The organism is Pedobacter sp. Leaf216, from assembly GCF_001421515.1.
Classification (GTDB): Bacteria; Bacteroidota; Bacteroidia; order Sphingobacteriales; family Sphingobacteriaceae; genus Pedobacter.
Genome location: NZ_LMKM01000012.1, coordinates 441,587 through 457,418, shown reverse-complemented (window position 1 = coordinate 457,418; position 15,832 = coordinate 441,587). Strand labels below are relative to the sequence as shown.

At 37.7% G+C, this 15,832-nt stretch carries 14 protein-coding genes; 6 read left to right on the top strand and 8 right to left on the bottom strand.

What is annotated here, in order from left to right; genetic code table 11:
• Positions 1 to 20: 20 nt before the first annotated feature.
• From tnpA to ASE74_RS11815, 3 genes are all read right to left on the bottom strand, one after another.
• On the bottom strand, positions 21 to 482 hold the full coding sequence (tnpA, locus tag ASE74_RS11825) for an IS200/IS605 family transposase (protein WP_055908979.1): 462 nt from the start codon (positions 480 to 482) through the stop codon (positions 21 to 23).
• 992 nt (positions 483 to 1,474) lie between these two features.
• On the bottom strand, positions 1,475 to 2,029 hold the full coding sequence (locus tag ASE74_RS11820) for an NUDIX hydrolase (RefSeq protein ID WP_055908976.1): 555 nt from the start codon (positions 2,027 to 2,029) through the stop codon (positions 1,475 to 1,477).
• Positions 2,030 to 2,134: 105 nt separating this feature from the next.
• Positions 2,135 to 4,621, bottom strand: coding sequence for a TonB-dependent receptor domain-containing protein (locus ASE74_RS11815; protein ID WP_055908973.1), 2,487 nt, complete (start codon positions 4,619 to 4,621; stop codon positions 2,135 to 2,137).
• 216 nt (positions 4,622 to 4,837) lie between these two features.
• Between ASE74_RS11815 and ASE74_RS11810 the strand changes: the two genes are divergently transcribed.
• A complete protein-coding gene (locus ASE74_RS11810; protein WP_082458748.1) occupies positions 4,838 to 5,767 on the top strand; it encodes an NAD(P)-dependent oxidoreductase in 930 nt (309 codons plus the stop codon).
• 287 nt (positions 5,768 to 6,054) lie between these two features.
• Positions 6,055 to 6,531 carry an OsmC family protein gene (locus ASE74_RS11805; protein ID WP_055908970.1) on the top strand — a complete coding sequence of 159 codons (477 nt, stop codon included), beginning with the start codon at positions 6,055 to 6,057 and terminating at the stop codon, positions 6,529 to 6,531.
• Positions 6,532 to 6,724: 193 nt separating this feature from the next.
• Here ASE74_RS11805 and ASE74_RS11800 read toward each other — a convergent pair whose 3' ends face one another.
• Positions 6,725 to 8,605 carry a M1 family metallopeptidase gene (locus tag ASE74_RS11800; RefSeq protein WP_055908968.1) on the bottom strand — a complete coding sequence of 627 codons (1,881 nt, stop codon included), beginning with the start codon at positions 8,603 to 8,605 and terminating at the stop codon, positions 6,725 to 6,727.
• A 293-nt stretch (positions 8,606 to 8,898) separates the two neighbouring features.
• Here ASE74_RS11800 and greA point away from each other — a divergent pair, with 293 nt between their 5' ends.
• Positions 8,899 to 9,372, top strand: coding sequence for a transcription elongation factor GreA (gene greA / locus ASE74_RS11795; protein WP_029276724.1), 474 nt, complete (start codon positions 8,899 to 8,901; stop codon positions 9,370 to 9,372).
• A gap of 97 nt (positions 9,373 to 9,469) precedes the next feature.
• Positions 9,470 to 9,868 carry an HIT family protein gene (locus ASE74_RS11790; RefSeq protein WP_055908964.1) on the top strand — a complete coding sequence of 133 codons (399 nt, stop codon included), beginning with the start codon at positions 9,470 to 9,472 and terminating at the stop codon, positions 9,866 to 9,868.
• 57 nt (positions 9,869 to 9,925) lie between these two features.
• Here the strand turns inward: ASE74_RS11790 and ASE74_RS11785 are convergent, their stop codons facing one another.
• On the bottom strand, positions 9,926 to 10,798 hold the full coding sequence (locus tag ASE74_RS11785; protein ID WP_082458747.1) for a hypothetical protein: 873 nt from the start codon (positions 10,796 to 10,798) through the stop codon (positions 9,926 to 9,928).
• A gap of 174 nt (positions 10,799 to 10,972) precedes the next feature.
• Between ASE74_RS11785 and ASE74_RS11780 the strand changes: the two genes are divergently transcribed.
• Positions 10,973 to 11,611 (top strand): RNA polymerase sigma factor, encoded by a 639-nt coding sequence (locus ASE74_RS11780; RefSeq protein WP_235526069.1) that lies wholly within the window; start codon positions 10,973 to 10,975, stop codon positions 11,609 to 11,611.
• Entirely contained in the window at positions 11,608 to 12,786 is a 1,179-nt protein-coding gene (locus ASE74_RS11775) for a hypothetical protein (protein WP_055908959.1), read from the top strand. Before ASE74_RS11780 ends, ASE74_RS11775 begins: the two co-directional genes overlap by 4 nt.
• Here the strand turns inward: ASE74_RS11775 and ASE74_RS11770 are convergent.
• From ASE74_RS11770 to ASE74_RS11755, 3 genes are all read right to left on the bottom strand, one after another.
• Positions 12,783 to 13,673, bottom strand: a complete 891-nt coding sequence (locus ASE74_RS11770; protein WP_055908957.1) for a pirin family protein — start codon at positions 13,671 to 13,673, stop codon at positions 12,783 to 12,785. The genes ASE74_RS11775 and ASE74_RS11770 overlap by 4 nt on opposite strands.
• Positions 13,674 to 14,098: 425 nt before the next feature.
• Positions 14,099 to 15,199, bottom strand: coding sequence for an NADH:flavin oxidoreductase (locus ASE74_RS11760; protein ID WP_055908950.1), 1,101 nt, complete (start codon positions 15,197 to 15,199; stop codon positions 14,099 to 14,101).
• A gap of 12 nt (positions 15,200 to 15,211) precedes the next feature.
• The gene (locus ASE74_RS11755; protein ID WP_055908947.1) at positions 15,212 to 15,514 is read right to left on the bottom strand and encodes a helix-turn-helix transcriptional regulator; all 303 of its coding nucleotides are present in this window, start codon (positions 15,512 to 15,514) and stop codon (positions 15,212 to 15,214) included.
• Between the last annotated feature and the right edge of the window lie 318 nt (positions 15,515 to 15,832).

Below are 15,832 nucleotides of genomic sequence, written 5' to 3'. Positions count from 1 at the left end.
ATTGCAAAGATAATAATAAATTATTCTGGTTCTTTGAAGATGTATTTTTCTTCGTATTCAATTTTAAAGGTCTCCAAAAGGCTAGTGTATTCCTCTAAAAAATTTTGCTTTTTGTGGTGTTGTTCCTGGTTTTGAATATATTGAATAACCTGTTGAATATGGCTTTTTGAATATGAAAAAGCACCATATCCTTCTTGCCGTGCAAATTTAACTTTACAGAATCCCTGTTCATTAATCCATTTGGAACTTTCGGTCTTTACATTTTGGATAAGACTGGAAATAGATTGATGAGGCCGCATTCCAATTAGGATATGTATATGATCAGGCATACAGTTAATTTGAATCATTTTATGATTGTTTGTCTGGAATATTCCGGTAATGTATTTTAACAGTCTTTCTTTCCATTCTGCCTTGATTAAAGAAGCACGAAATTTAACAGCAAAAACAAATTGGATATGCAGCTGCGTGTATGTGTTTGGCATAGCGTTATAAAAATTAAATCAACAATAATTTTCCTATGGAAACCAAAATTTCAAAGCGAAATTTTTGCTGCCGAGGGTTTATCACTAGGGGATAATAGAAAATGGAATGATTTAATATTTAGGGGATACTTAAAAACGTTTTAATATGTGCTTATTAAATAAGCAATCTTGCATTGCAAGCAAGGCGTTAATCAAATTAGCAATTATTTTTTAATTTTTCTATAAAACTTTATCTTTTTGTTGGAGCACGAAACGTTCCTACGGAACGAAAATTACAATTCGTAATGTTCTACCCAGGATTTGTTCCTACGGAACAAGGAACGGATTTTTTAAATAATATCAATCTTAATCTTTTTTTATCTGGATTTAAGGTCGGAAAATTTAATTACATAACGCTTGTTTATGAAAATTGGTAGAATAATCAATAGGTTATAAAAAAAAATATCTCTAAAAAGCTGTTAGACATTGATATAGTTTAATGTCCCACCGGGAAATATGCTAGTTAGTAGTTCTATGATTTGTTCCTACGGAACAAGAAACGGATTTTATAAATAATAATATTCCATAGGAAAATACCCTATTTTAAAATATTCATCATTATTAAAATGTTTCTTTGAGAAGATTTAGAATGAGTGCTTTACAGGATTATAAAAAAAAATATCTCTAAAAAGCTGTTAGATATTCATATTGTTGGATGTCCCTTCGGGAAATATGCAAGTTAGTAGTTCTAGGATTTGTTCCTACGGAACAAGGAATGGATTTTTTAAATAATATCAATCTTAATCTTTTTTTATCTGGATTTAAGGTCGGAAAATTTAATTATATAGCTCTTGTTTCTGAAAATTGGTAGAATAATCAGCAGGTTTATAAAAAAAAATATCTCTAAAAAGGTGTTAGACATTAATTTTGTTTAATGTCCCATCGGGACATATGCTGGGTAGAAAAAATATGCAATATTTTGAATGTTCCGTAGGAACATTTGGTGTTTATAATTACAATTCACCATTAATCATCATCAGCTTTGCTTTCAAAATTGCGGCAACGCTCATGGAATCGGTAATTTTACCATCTAAAACCATTTGATAGGCTTCTTCGAAAGGTAATTTTTTAACAATTAGTTGTTCGGTTTCTTCGGGCATGGCAATGCCATGTATTAAATCGGTAGCTAGGTAAATAATGCTTAGTTCGTCGCTTACAGAATTAGAAAGATGCATTCTTTGAATCTCTTGCCAGTTTCTGGCACTCATGCCCGTTTCTTCCAATAATTCTCTCCGGGCACTTTCAAGCGGTGCTTCATAAAATGGTCCACCACCTTCCGGAATTTCCCAACTGTAGGAATTTAGTGCATATCTGTATTGGCCAACCAGCCAGGTATTGAGGTTTACATCCAAAGGAAGTATGCCGATGGCGAGATTTTTAAAATGAACGGTACCATAAATTCCCTTTCCGCCAGATGGATTGATGACCTGGTGCTCGGTTAAACGGATCCAATTGTTATCGTATTTTACATCGCTATCTAGCGTTTTCCAGGGATTTATCTCTTCCATGCTGCAAGATAATAACTTGTAATAGCTTTTACACAGGAAGGAATTGTATTGAATAAAATTTAGTAAAAAAAAAGGTGCTTAAAAATTTCTAAGCACCTTAAGTTATTAAAACGATCCTTCATCAGGACGGTTGTCCTGCTCTTCTTTCTTCTTTTTATTTGTACCTGTAAAAGTGGTTTTTCCGAAGCGGTAAGAGAAGGTTAGGTTGCCCATTGTTCCTTGAAACTGGCGTTCGAAATCAACAATTGTTGCTCTATCTTCAGTGGTCATGCTCCATCTTCTGGTGTTAAACACATCACGCACATTGAAGCTTAGAGATGCTTTTTTGTTTGGGAAATCATATTTGGCTCCACCATCAATTCCATACATGGCATTACGTTTACCCTGTGCCATTACTTCTGGTGCACGGTAATCGCCACGCACTTGTAATGATAGATTTTTAACTACGGTTAAATTTCCAGTTAGGTTGGCATTCCAGCTAAAGCCACTGCTCGATGGGATATCAAACCTGGCATCTCCCGCAAATTTCGCCTGGTAAAGGTTAACGTTGGTTGTAAAGTTTAAAGCTTTAATTAAGTCGAAACGGCCGATTAATTCTAAACCACTATTAATCTGATTGGTTAAGTTTTGAGGGGTTGAGGTGATAATTCCATTAACAGGTGTACTTCTTACGCGTTGAATCACATCATTGGTTTGGCGGAAATACAAACTCGATGTTAAGGTTACTTTTTTCCAGTATTTGCTATACCCCAACTCGAAAGAGTGTACATCTTCCGGCAATAAATTCGGGTTACCACCTCTATAATTTAAAGGATCTGAAACATCTAAAAACGGATTGGTATCCCATGGGCGTGGACGGTTTACACGACGGGTATAACTCAATTGCAGCTGATTATCTCCTTTTAATTTCTGTGTTAAGAAAACGCTTGGGTAAATTCTTTTGTAGTGGATGTTTCCTTCTGCAGCGGTTAATACATTGCCGGTATAACCTTCTAAATGGGTATCTAAACGTGCATCTTCGCCCCTTAACCCTATTTGGTATCCAAAATCTTTAATCTGGTTCTGGTAGTTGAAATAAAGTGCATGCACCTGATCTTTACTATCGAATCCATTAATTAATTTATTGTTACTGATGTAAATATTTGTGTTTGTAGGGATCGAATCCGCATACTGATCATTTTCTCCTAAACGGATCTGGCTGCGGTAACCCACTTCAATTTTACCAGCTTTACCAACAGGCAGAGCGTAATCTGTTTGTATGTTATAGTTGGTATTGTTGCCGGTATTGAATACGCGTTGTAAACTTAAAGTTTCATCAATGGGCACACCGTTGCGGTTAATGGTATTGGTACTGTAATACTGGTTGCTATTGTTTGTGCCGTATGAATAGCCGAAGTTGAATGTAAGTTCTTCTTTAGGTTTTTTAAATTTTTGTACATAATCTAAATTGGCATCATAACTATCTCCGAAACCATCGGTGCTATTGGTTCTGTTGCTTAATAAAACCGGCGACTGGTTTTTATCCAATTGCCTGATGTTGAGCTGCTCATTACGGTCATTTTCTCTTGAGTTAAAACCTCCTGATAAACTGATTACACTTTTAGGCGTAAGGTAATAATCGATACCCGCTTTGGCATTATGGCCTTTATCCAATGATTTGGAAACCGTGTTCTGGTTGGCAAATCTTGTTCTTAAAGAATCCGATTTGTAATAAATATCCTGAAAACCGCCACCAACTCGGTTGCCGTAACGGTAGCCATAATTTCCATAAATATTTACTTTACTGTTTTGGAAACTTAAATTGGTATTTGCATTGTAATTATCGCGGTTACCAGCAGTTAACGCAACTGAACCGTTAAAGCCAAGTTTTGTGTTTTTCTTCAACACAATGTTAATGATGCCTGATTGACCTTCAGCATCGTACTTAGCTGATGGATTTGTTATTACCTCAACACTTTCAATAGAGCTTGCCGGGATAGATTGAAGAATCTGCGCAACGTTACCGCCTGCAATTAACGAGGGTTTCCCATCAATTAATACTTTTACGCCAGTAGAACCACGTAAACTTACGTTACCATCCATATCAGTAGAAACTGAAGGTACGTTCTGCAATAAATCTCCTGCCGAGCCACCCTCACTGATTACGCTTTGATCTACAGCGAAAATCTTTTTATCAATTCCCATCTGCATCCCCTGTTTTTGGCCAGTTACAGTAATTTCGCTTAATACATTTCCTTTAGCTGGGTTCATTTTGATCTCACCAAAGTTTAATGTGCCTGTTGCCGCAGTAATGGCTATGTTATCCCTCACCATCGTTTGGTAACCCACAAAACTTATCTTAAAAGTAAAATTTCCTGTAGGGATATCGGCCATCACAAATGCACCGTTTACATCTGTTTGTACAATTTTAGCATTTTTAGCAGTGGCCTTATCTATTAAAACGGCCGTAGCAAATGGAATGGTTTCCTGTGTTTTTGCATCTTTAAGTATTCCGGTAATTTTTGCTTTTCCACCTGTTTGGGCAAAAAGGCTAAATGTTAAGCTCAAAAGTAAGAGGGTAATCTGTATTGTTCTTGAATGTATAAGTCTCATTAAAAAATAAAATTTCGTGTGTTTTTATAAAGGGAGACAAAGTAACGGCAACTAAGTTTAATTAATGAGCCGTAACTATTTTATTACAGCCATTTTATAGTAATATTTTTGTGGTAACGTGCTGTTAATACTTTAACAAATCAGTAGGTTTCGTTTTGATAAAACAATGAGGAATATTACAATTGATCAATTTGCAAAATGTTACTTTTGTTTATGATGAAAAGGATATTGATTGTTGATGATCTGCACCCTGCATTTAAAGAGCAGGCCACTGCCATGGGATACCAGGTAGACGATGAACCACAGATTACCCGACAACAAACATTAGATAGAATAAAAGATTATACTGGGATTGCCGTAAGGACAAAATTTAGGATTGATGCCGAAATTTTTGCTGCTGCACCAAATTTAAAGTTTGTGGCAAGGGCAGGTGCGGGCCTGGATAATATTGATGATAAAATTGCTTTTGAAAAGAATATAGCCTTAATAAATGCCCCCGAAGGCAATTGTGATGCGGTTGGCGAACATGCCACAGGATTACTATTATCGTTGATGAACAACTTCCGCAGGGCGGATATCGAAATCAGGAATGGCATTTGGGACCGGGAAGGAAACCGTGGCTACGAATTGAAAGGCAAAAAAGTTGGCTTCATCGGTTATGGTTTTATGGGACAAAGTTTTGCGAAAAAGCTCGCTGGCTTCGAAGTAGATGTAATGGCTTATGATAAATATAAAACTGGTTTTTCTGATGCTTTTGCCCGCGAGGTGAGCATGGAAGAAATTGTGAAACACAGCGATGTGCTGAGTCTGCATATTCCGTTAACAGCCGAAACCAAACAAATGGTTGATGATGAATATTTCTTCCATTTTAAAAAGCCTATTTTCTTTATCAATACCGCAAGGGGCGAAATTGTAAACACAGCAGCAGTATTGAATGCCATAAAAACAGGAAAGATATTAGGGGCAGGACTAGATGTTTTACAGACAGAAAAATTCCCCGCCTTAGGTGAAAAGTCATGGTATGATGAATTAAAGAATAACGAAAAGGTAATTTTAACCCCACATGTGGGTGGCTGGACTTTTGATTCGTACCGTAAGATCTCGGAAGTTTTAGCTGAGAAATTAAAGGGGCTTAGTTTTAGCTGATCAAGACCTCGCAGGTTTTTAAAGCTTCAAGGTGTATTTGGGGACTTCGAAACCCTTTGTTAACTAAACCTGATAGAGCGGAAAGCCCACAGCGCAGCGAGGACTTGGAGAGATAGCAGGGCTTTCGGAACCGGAGCACCACCAAACCCTGCTTTTCAAATTAATATTTACCACTTAAGCCACCTTAGTGATAAAAAGGTTAATGTTTTGTCTGAAAGTACGCGAAAAAACAAGGAAATCTCAATTTTATTTTCTTAAATTGGCTATACAATCTAACCAATTTTATCATGCCGAAAGATCATTTATATTCTACTACTGTTACCTGGACGGGCAATAAAGGCTCGGGTACAATGGATTACCGTTCGTACGATCGCGATTATGTAATTTCGGTAAAGGGTAAAGCCGATATCTCCGGTTCATCAGATTCTGCATTTTTGGGTGATAAATCTAAATATAACCCCGAAGATTTGTTGCTGGCCTCCATTTCAAGTTGCCATATGCTTTGGTATTTACATTTATGCTCAAAAAACGAGATTGTAGTTATCGATTATAAAGATGAAGCCACAGGTACAATGGAAGAAGGTGCGGATGGTAGTGGTAAGTTTAAAGAAGTTACACTACATCCACAGGTTTTAATTGCAGATAAAGCACATTACGAACTTGCAACATCGCTTCACCATGAAGCAAATAAAATGTGTTTTATTGCTAATTCGCTAAATTTTCCGGTAAAACATGAACCAACTTGTAAAGCAGAAAACGGTTAACAGCTTTCAGTTGATATATCGTCCTCACTTGTAACGAGGATGTAGGAGATAGGCGATTTTATCGCCATTAATTTGTTTATGTCGCATTACAAATGCGAATCTTGATAATCCTCGTTACAAACGAGGACTATTAGTTAACAGTTTTCAGTTGGTAGCCGTATCGGACCACCAACTGAAAATTGCCAACTGAAAACTATTTAGCTAACCAAACATTATCTGCTGGTGTGGCATCCATATAAATGCCGTTATCCAAACTGATCGATTTTACTTTTTTAGCACTATTCACTGTTACCACAACTTCTTTCTGATTTGCTTTCCAAACTGCCGGGGTTTTATGGATGGTATCTACTTTTCCATCTGTATAAGTAACCACCACATCAAAAGGAATGACAAACCCACCTGTATTTTTAACTGTTAACGTAGATTTACCTTTTGCAGCGGTAACTTTAGTAATGGCTAAATCGAGATAATTGTTGCTGAAGAACCAGTTTTGAAAAAACCAGTTTAAGTTTTGTCCAGAACCCGCATTCATTGAGTTAAAATAATCCCATGGAATTGGGTGTTTGCCGTTCCAGTTACTCATATAGTTATGCAATGCTTTTTTAAATAAATCATTACCAAGCATATCTTTTAGTGCTAAATACGATAGCGAAGCTTTTCCATAAGAGTTATTTCCGTAACCTGCACCCGATACCTGATCAGACATCGAAATTACAGGTTGATCTTCTTCTGCAGATTTATCATTAATATATTGGTTTACCCTAAAGTTTTTATAAAACTTATCTGCTGCTTCCTTTCCATGTTCTGCAATACCAATTAAATATTCAAATGTGGTAGCCCAACCCTCATCCATGTAAGCGTAACGGGTTTCGTTAATGCCCATATAAAATGGAAAATAAGTATGTGCCACCTCATGGTCTTGAACCAATTGAGCAAAAACCGGATCTCCAAATTGCGAATCATTTACCATCATCGGATATTCCATATCTGCAAAACCCTGGAAAGCAATTGTTTTTACATAAGGATAAGGGATACCTGGCCAATTGTTAGAAAACCAATCTAAAGCATTCAAGTTATACTTAACCGAGTTTACAAAATCTTTACCTGTGGTTGGGTTATATGCAGCTTGTGCACTTGCTCTGCGACTGGTTTTTTTATCTACAACTACACTTGCACCATCCCATACATAGTGGTTGCTTAAGGCGAAGGTAACATCGGTAATGTGGTTTACTGCAAATTTCCAGGTGTTCCAGTCTTTTTGCTGGGTTACTTTCCCATCTTTCATTTCTTGTTCGGTAGCAATGTGGATGAACTCATCCCCATTGTACGATTTTTTTAAACGGGCAGAAATTTCAGGTTGTAAAACCTCATCAGGATTCAGGAAATCGCCTGTGGCATAAACCACATAGTTTTTAGGTGCTTTAATGGAGAATTCGTAATCGTTAAAGTCGTTATAAAACTCGGCTCTATCCGTATGCGGAATGCGGTCCCAGCCATTATAATCATCAAATACCGAAACACGAGGATAACTATATGCCACGAAGAACGAATTTGGATCAATTTGCCCTTCTCTACCACTTTCTTTTGATAATGGATAATCCCAGTCGATTTTTACTGTTATTTTCGATTTAGGCAACAAAGGTTTTTTTAATCTTACATTGCCTACTGTTCCCCAGCTTTTACTATCAACCTGATAAGTTTCGCCATCTACCGAAAAAGCAGTAATATTTAAACCGGTGCTCAAAAAATCTTCGCTCACTGCGCCGCCTCTTGGAGAAGTTGGTTTGTGTAAATTGTTTACAAAGCGGATGGCGAGTGTTTTTAAAGTATCTGTACTGTTGTTGCTGTATAAAATTTCTTCGGTACCGCTAACCACCTTCGTGTTGGCATCTACTTTAATAGCCATGTTGTATTTACCATGGTTTTGCCAATAATTGGGGCCAGGTTTTCCGCTCATTGAACGGGTACCCTTGGCATATGCAGCCTTAATGTTGCGCGGCATATAAAGTTCTTGGGCAGAAACAGTATACCCACCCAAACAGATCAGTAGGGCAATAGACAATATCTTTTTCATTTTTTAAGAATAATTTTAGCTAAATTAAAACTAATGATTGAATTTTGAATGCGTATATGATCGAATGTTACGTTTTCAGTGGCTAAATCTTAAGTTGCGTACTCTGTGGTATCTGTTCCTAATCATCCCATTATAAGGCATATAAAACCTTAAATCATAAAAATCATGAGTATTTATTTGCTTTTGTAATTTCCACAATTTATCTTCGTTATAATTGAAGCAAGACTATGTAGCAAACCAACTATATAGTCTTGTTTGTTTTTTATAGCGTTTGAATAAAAATTAATAGAGCAATGACAGAGGTAACATACTACACCCAAGAGGGGTTAGATAAATTAAAAGAGGAAGTTCATTATTTAACAACCACCGGTCGTCAGCTAATATCTAAAGCAATTGCAGAAGCGAGGGATAAAGGTGATTTATCGGAGAATGCAGAATACGATGCAGCCAAAGAGGCGCAGGGTTTGCATGAAGCAAAAATTTCAAAATTAAAAAATACGTTAGCCAATGCCCGTTTAATTGACGAATCGAAACTTGATCTGTCGAAAGTGCTTGCCTTATCTATCGTAAAGATAAAAAATGTTAAAAACGGTGCCACGATGACTTATCAGTTGGTAGCCGAAACAGAAGCTGATTTAAAAACAGGAAAAATTTCTGTTAAATCGCCGATAGCGCAAGGTTTATTGGGTAAATCAGTAGGCGAATTTGCCGAAATTGAAGTGCCTGCAGGTAAAATGCAGTTCGAAGTACTCGAAATATCGAGATAAGCGGATAGCGTTTGGCGATGAGCGTTTTACTAATCGCTTGCCGCCAAACACTTAACGCTAACCGCCCAGCCCTTACACCCTAAACCATAACCCTCAAATGACTATCTTTTCAAAAATCGTTGCAGGCGAAATCCCTGCACATGTTGTAGCTGAAACTGTAGAATATTTAGCTTTTTTGGATGTTCAGCCTTTAACAGCGGGCCATGTTCTGGTAATTCCAAAAATAGAAACCGACTACATTTTCGATATGGACGAAGATTTATATGTAGGTCTTTGGATGTTTGCCAAAATTGTAGCCAAAGGAGTTAAGATAGCTTTCCCTTGTAAAAAAGTAGGTGTTTCGGTAATTGGATTGGAAGTGCCACATGCACATATTCATTTAATACCAATGAATAATGTTAGCGATATGAACTTTAGTAAAGAAAAACTAAAGCCAAGCGACGAAGAATTGGCTGAGGCAGCTGAGAAAATTAAACAAGCCTTATTAGAAGTATAAAAAGGCCGGCTGTGAAAACAACAGCCGACCATTCCAACCCGCCTTACCCAAAGAATTTTATGGTGCCGGAGCAACAGTAGAATTAAGCTGTAATACCGGCCAAACTGAACCAACTGCTGCAGTTGGTGGCTTTACATTGAAGCCTTGGTTATCACCTCTGTTTACATCAGGAACATAGTAATATAAAGGCCACCCTTTAAAGGTTAATTGCTTTTTATTCACTGTAGCAACGGTAATGACCCCGATATCAGTTTTAGATATTACAGAAGGAACGTTAAGGATTTCAGACTCATAAACTGGCCAGATACCTTCTTGCGTGGTTCCTTTAGTATAATTATTTACACCATTTTTATCATTAGCAAAAGCATATAAGGTGCGGCCTTTGTTATCCGTTAAGTAAATGGTTTTGCCATCTCCAACAGCATATGTGCTGGTGTAATTAATATTTTTAGATGTTAATTGTGCATTGGCCAGCATCAAAGAATAATCAGGCTTGGCTACAAACCAGATTCCGCCAACACCATCTCCTTTAATTTCGCCTTTTGAGGCATCACCCGAGTAATAATAAAGTGGATAACCGCGATAAGTACTTTGTTTACGGCCATCGGCACGGGTAACTTCGCCAACTTCGGCTTTGTTTAAGTTTAAATCTGTACTGGCATCTGCAGAATAATAAAGCGGCCATATTGTTTCGCAACCATTAACGCAGGTTGGTGTACCAGCTGCATCAGATGAGAAAAAGTATAAAGTTTTGCCATCCTTATCTGTTAGTACCGATCCAAACTTCGCATCAGCTGCCAGTTGTATCCCTTTATTATTGTTAGCAGCAGGTGGATTTGTTGGATCGTCTGAACTGTTTTTCTTACAGGCAGTAAATACCATGGCTATACAAAGCATAACCAATAGATTTTTTTTTAAGTAGATTAGCATAAGATTTTTGTTTTAAATTTTAACTTTATTAAAATGATATGCCGCTATTACGCCGCCAGGTTGTAAATGGTTGCTTGCAGAAAAAAGAATTTTAACCAAAACGAACAAAAGAAAATTATTATCAAAAAAATATATTTTGAGGCAACCATTTGTAATTTCTTACCGTAATATGTGTTGAAAGGAGACCTTGTGAGCGCTGACCGCGATAGAGAAGATATTATACAAAAGTATATTCAGGGATGCATTAGAAATGAAAGGGATAGTCAGAAAGCACTATACAAACATTTCTACAGCTTTGCTATGGGTATTTGTTTACGCTATGCAAATGATAGGTTGGATGCCGCAGGGATACTGAATGATGGTTTTTTTAAAGCCTTTAAAAATATTGCCAAATATGAAACTTCCAAAGCTTTTTTACCATGGCTTGGCAGGATCATTACCAATACGGCGATCGATTATTATCGTACCAATTTAAAATTTGCCGATCATGTTGATATTCAGGATCACGAAAATATTGCCCAAACAAATTCTGTGTACGATAAACTGGCTTACCACGATTTATTGGCACTGGTTCAAAAATTAACTCCCGCCTACCGAACGGTTTTTAATCTTTTTGCTATAGATGGCTATGCGCATGAGGAAATTGCCGAAATGCTCGGAATATCGGTGGGCACATCAAAGTCGAACCTGTTTAAGGCGAGGCAAAAATTACAGGAAATGTTAAAAGCTACAGAAGCGAAAACTTACCAGGTAAGGAGTTCGGGAGTAGATAGAAACCTTTTAGAGGTTAGGTTAAATACAAACATGCAATGAAAGATGGAAAAGATATAGATAAATTATTTAAAGACGGATTGGAAAACCCCGATCTACCTTTTAATGATTTAGATTGGGATGATCTGGAGGAAAGATTGCATCCAACACCAAAAAGGCGTATTGTACCGCTAATCTGGCTTACCGCCGTGGCGGGGATAGCTGCTATGTTACTTGTGGTGTTTTTACTGGTTAAGCCAGGGGCTGATAAAGCCGATGTTAAAGCAGTGGTAAAAACCAACAAGAGTGATCAAAATAATAATCAATTAAAAAATAACCCGGAAAGTGTAACTAAAGTGCCTGAAAGCGTTAATGATGGCGGAGCGACTACAGATTCAGCATCAGCAGTAGCGAAGAATGCAGGTAAAAAAACAGTTGCTACAGGCGTAACCGCCGCTTACGAAAGGGAAACCGTGCGGAAAGTAAATGAAACTGTGGTTGATCAATCCCGTATTTTGGCTGATGTGACTTATAATCCAAACTTAAGCACTAAAACTGATCCTGTTGAATTTAGAGATCAAAAATTAAGTTCTAGTGTTGCAATAGGTAGGCCTGAGCGGATTAAACCATCGCTGGTAAAACAAAAATCAAGATTTGTGCTTAGTATTTTAGCCGCTCCAGATTTAACCAGTGTTCAAAAATCGGGGCAAAGTAGCTTAAGTGGTGGTTTTGGTGTAGAAGCTACCTATATTTTGACCAAGAAACTAAGTATAACCACGGGAGCCGCTTATGCCAAGAAAATTTACGATTCTGATTTTAGTTTGTACAGGCCGAATACCAGTTATCTTTTTACTGTAGCACCCTCAAACATCCACGCCAATTGCGATGTGATTGATATTCCTTTAAATGTAAACTATAAGGTTTTTGGGAATAACAGAAATGCAATTTCGGTAAGTACCGGGCTTTCGAGTTATATCATGTTAAAAGAGAAATATAGCTATTCATACACCGGTGGCTATGAGGGCCCACAAGGTTTTGAAGTAAAAGGGCGTAACCAGCATTATTTAGGTATAGCCAATGTTGGTGTAGAATTTCAACGTAAAATAAATAATAACTTAAGCATCAGTGCAAAACCCTTTATGAAAATTCCATTAACCGATATTGGTTATGGGAACTCTAAATTAATGTCGACTGGTGTAGCGGTTTCAGTAAATATGAATTTGTTTAACAGGAATTAATGTTTAATGTTTCTGATTGGATCGGGTAGGGGTACAAAATCTGTTTCACCAGGTACAGGCTTAAAGCTTTGATTTAGCCATTTCTGCTTTGCATTCTCGATCAGATCCTTATCTGATGCTACAAAATTCCAATAAATAAAACGTTCTTCAGGGAATGGTTCACCTCCGAAAATGTAAACTGTGGTGTTTTCGTGCATGGTAAACTCACAAAGTTTAGCGTCGTTTGCGATCAGAATCAGGCGTGGTTCGAAAATATTGCCATCACTTTCAATTGCTCCTTCTAAAATATAAAGTGCGCTTTCGCCAAAGAGGTGATCGCCAATGCTTACCTTTTGTTTTGTGGTGCTTTTTAACTCTAAAAAATATAATGGGCTGTATACCGGAACTGGCGATTTATGACCGAAAGCTTCACCAGCGATTAATTTAATTTCAACACCATCTTGCGTCCAGGTCGGAATATCGGCACCTTCAACATGGCAGAACTCAGGATCCATTTGTTCTAAATCTTTAGGTAAGGCTACCCAAATCTGTAGGCCATGGAGCATTTTATCGGTATGGCGTAAATATTCAGGCGTTCTTTCAGAGTGTACAATGCCACTACCAGAAGTCATCCAGTTTACCTGACCAGGTTTAATCACAATATCCGATCCTAAACTGTCTTTATGGGTAATTTCACCTTCAAATAGAAAAGTTAAAGTAGATAATCCAATGTGCGGATGTGGCGGAACATCAAGATTTTCATGATCACTCATTGCCGCTGGTCCCATATGGTCGATAAATGAAAATGGTCCAACCATCCTTTTTTCTCTGAAAGGAAGCAGTCTGCCAACCATAAAATTGCCAATATTTGCGGGTCTTTCTTCAATAATAAGTTTAATGTTCGACATGTGATGGTTAATTTTAAAGAGGTGAATTTAAGGAAAAAGGGCGGGATTTGGATTGAAGGAAATTGGCATTCCGCTTTGATCGGGTTTAGGTGGCACGGCATTGCTACTGTTAGAGGTAAAATAAACCCGACCGACAGCGTTATTCCTAATTTTCAGTCGGGATTAAGCAAAGGGGCGGGGCTGAAGCAGCCGAAGTATTGCAGCTATTGCTTTTCAAATTATTAAGTAAATTTCCGTTTCCTCTGTGCTTCCATGGTATAAATATTATTTCTAAACTCAGCATAATGTTTCACCTGCCAGCACGGGCACATTTCTCCATTTCGTTACGCTTTATCAGATAGCTATCGGATCGAAAGGACGAAGGCTTATCAAAAAAGCATCCCTTTCGAGATGCTTTTCTAAGTTTAAAAAGAAAAAATATGGTTCTAAACCAATTCCATTAAAGCTTCTTTGGTAAATCCTTTTAATTCTTCTGTACGGTTGTGTTTAATTTTTTCTACCCAGTTTGGATCGGCTAAAAGCGGACGGCCAACGGCTACCAAATCAAAATCACCGCGGTCCATTCTGCGTACCAATTCATCTAAAGAGCTTGGCTGTGAACTTTGACCTGCGAAAGCACCAAAGAAATCGCCATCCAAACCTACAGAACCTACTGAAATGGTTGCTTTTCCGGTTACTTTTTTAGCCCAACCTGCAAAGTTTAAGTCAGAACCTTCAAACTCAGGCTCCCAGAAACGGCGTTGAGAACAGTGGAAGATATCAATCCCTGCATCAGCTAAAGGAGTTAACCATTGTTCCATTTCCTGCTCATCTTTAGCCAGTTTAAAATCGTAAGCTGCGGGTTTAAATTGAGATAAACGGATAATTAATGCGAAATCTTCGCCAACTCTTTTACGTACTTCTTTAATCACTTCAACGCCAAAGCGGGTACGTTCTGCTAAAGTTTTGCCACCATAAATGTCGGTACGGTTGTTTGTTCCATCCCAAAAAAATTGATCAATCAGGTATTGATGCGCACCATGAATTTCTACAGTATCAAAACCTAAAGCTTTGGCATCTGCAGCGGCCTGCCCAAATGCAGCAATGGTATCTGCAATAGCAGCATCTGTCATCGGTACGCCGTTTTCGAAACCTGGTTTGTTTAAGCCAGACGGACCTTCAAAAGGTGTACTTGGCAACCATCCTGAGGCATGATTTTCCATTACACCCTGATGCCAGATCTGTGGACCCATTTGGCCACCAGCCTGGTGAACGCCTTTAATTACATTTTCCCAACCTGCAAGTGCTTCAGCACCATAAAAATGAGGAATGTTGGGGTCTGCAGATGAAGACGGGCGGTTAATTACGGTTCCTTCTGATAAGATTAACCCCACTTCGCCAGCTGCTCTCTTTGCATAATACGCTGCAACTTCAGGTGTTGGTACTCCGTTAGGAGAAAACGACCGCGTCATCGGAGCCATTACGATTCTATTTTTAATATTTAATGTTTTAAGGCTAAACGGCCTGAATAAACTATCTGTGTTCATATTTTTTTAAATTTATAATGCGGTATTGATGATTTCACTTAATTTTTCTAAACCTTCCTTGTTGCGTTTGTAGTATGTCCATTGGCCTACCCGGGTAGAACTGATAAGATCTGCACGTTGCAGGATAGAAAGATATTCGGAGATGGTACTTTGAGACAAGCCACTTTTCAGCTGAATCTGACCAACACATACACCAACGTTTTCAAAATCGGCATTTTGCTGTTCAGGAAAATTTAGCTCTGGTTCTTTTAGCCAGCCTAAAATTTGTAAACGGGTTTTGTTTGAAAGGGCTTTAAATATCTCTACCTGATCCATGGCACAAATGTATATCGACTTTTCCCGATATGCCAATTAAAAGGTCAAAGTTTACAATGGTGTGTAAAACGAAAGGATTTCACCTGTTTTTAGCAGCGTATCAGAAAGCGTGATATAAGAAAGAAATAAAATAAAAACTGAAAAAAAGAACGGGGATAAATCATACCGACCTATCCCCGTCATCTAAATTAACGCTCTCGAATATATAAACCACCAAAAGGAAGATTTATTATCTCGAAGTGAAAATATTTTTATTTTTTTAGGTTGAACAAATGAAAATTTTTCAAGGTTTTGTTTCTGGTTTATTGGACAAAAAAG

Bases quoted from the DNA above. Each gene is read 5' to 3' on its own strand.
- greA (WP_029276724.1), top strand. From the start codon at position 8,899: ATGACAGAGGTAACATACTACACCCAAGAGGGGTTAGATAAATTAAAA.
- ASE74_RS11770 (WP_055908957.1), bottom strand. From the start codon at position 13,673: ATGTCGAACATTAAACTTATTATTGAAGAAAGACCCGCAAATATTGGC.
- ASE74_RS11805 (WP_055908970.1), top strand. From the start codon at position 6,055: ATGCCGAAAGATCATTTATATTCTACTACTGTTACCTGGACGGGCAAT.
- ASE74_RS11760 (WP_055908950.1), bottom strand. From the start codon at position 15,199: ATGAACACAGATAGTTTATTCAGGCCGTTTAGCCTTAAAACATTAAAT.
- ASE74_RS11790 (WP_055908964.1), top strand. From the start codon at position 9,470: ATGACTATCTTTTCAAAAATCGTTGCAGGCGAAATCCCTGCACATGTT.
- tnpA (WP_055908979.1), bottom strand. From the start codon at position 482: ATGCCAAACACATACACGCAGCTGCATATCCAATTTGTTTTTGCTGTT.
- ASE74_RS11820 (WP_055908976.1), bottom strand. From the start codon at position 2,029: ATGGAAGAGATAAATCCCTGGAAAACGCTAGATAGCGATGTAAAATAC.
- ASE74_RS11815 (WP_055908973.1), bottom strand. From the start codon at position 4,621: ATGAGACTTATACATTCAAGAACAATACAGATTACCCTCTTACTTTTG.
- ASE74_RS11785 (WP_082458747.1), bottom strand. From the start codon at position 10,798: ATGCTAATCTACTTAAAAAAAAATCTATTGGTTATGCTTTGTATAGCC.
- ASE74_RS11775 (WP_055908959.1), top strand. From the start codon at position 11,608: ATGAAAGATGGAAAAGATATAGATAAATTATTTAAAGACGGATTGGAA.
- ASE74_RS11755 (WP_055908947.1), bottom strand. From the start codon at position 15,514: ATGGATCAGGTAGAGATATTTAAAGCCCTTTCAAACAAAACCCGTTTA.
- ASE74_RS11800 (WP_055908968.1), bottom strand. From the start codon at position 8,605: ATGAAAAAGATATTGTCTATTGCCCTACTGATCTGTTTGGGTGGGTAT.
- ASE74_RS11810 (WP_082458748.1), top strand. From the start codon at position 4,838: ATGAAAAGGATATTGATTGTTGATGATCTGCACCCTGCATTTAAAGAG.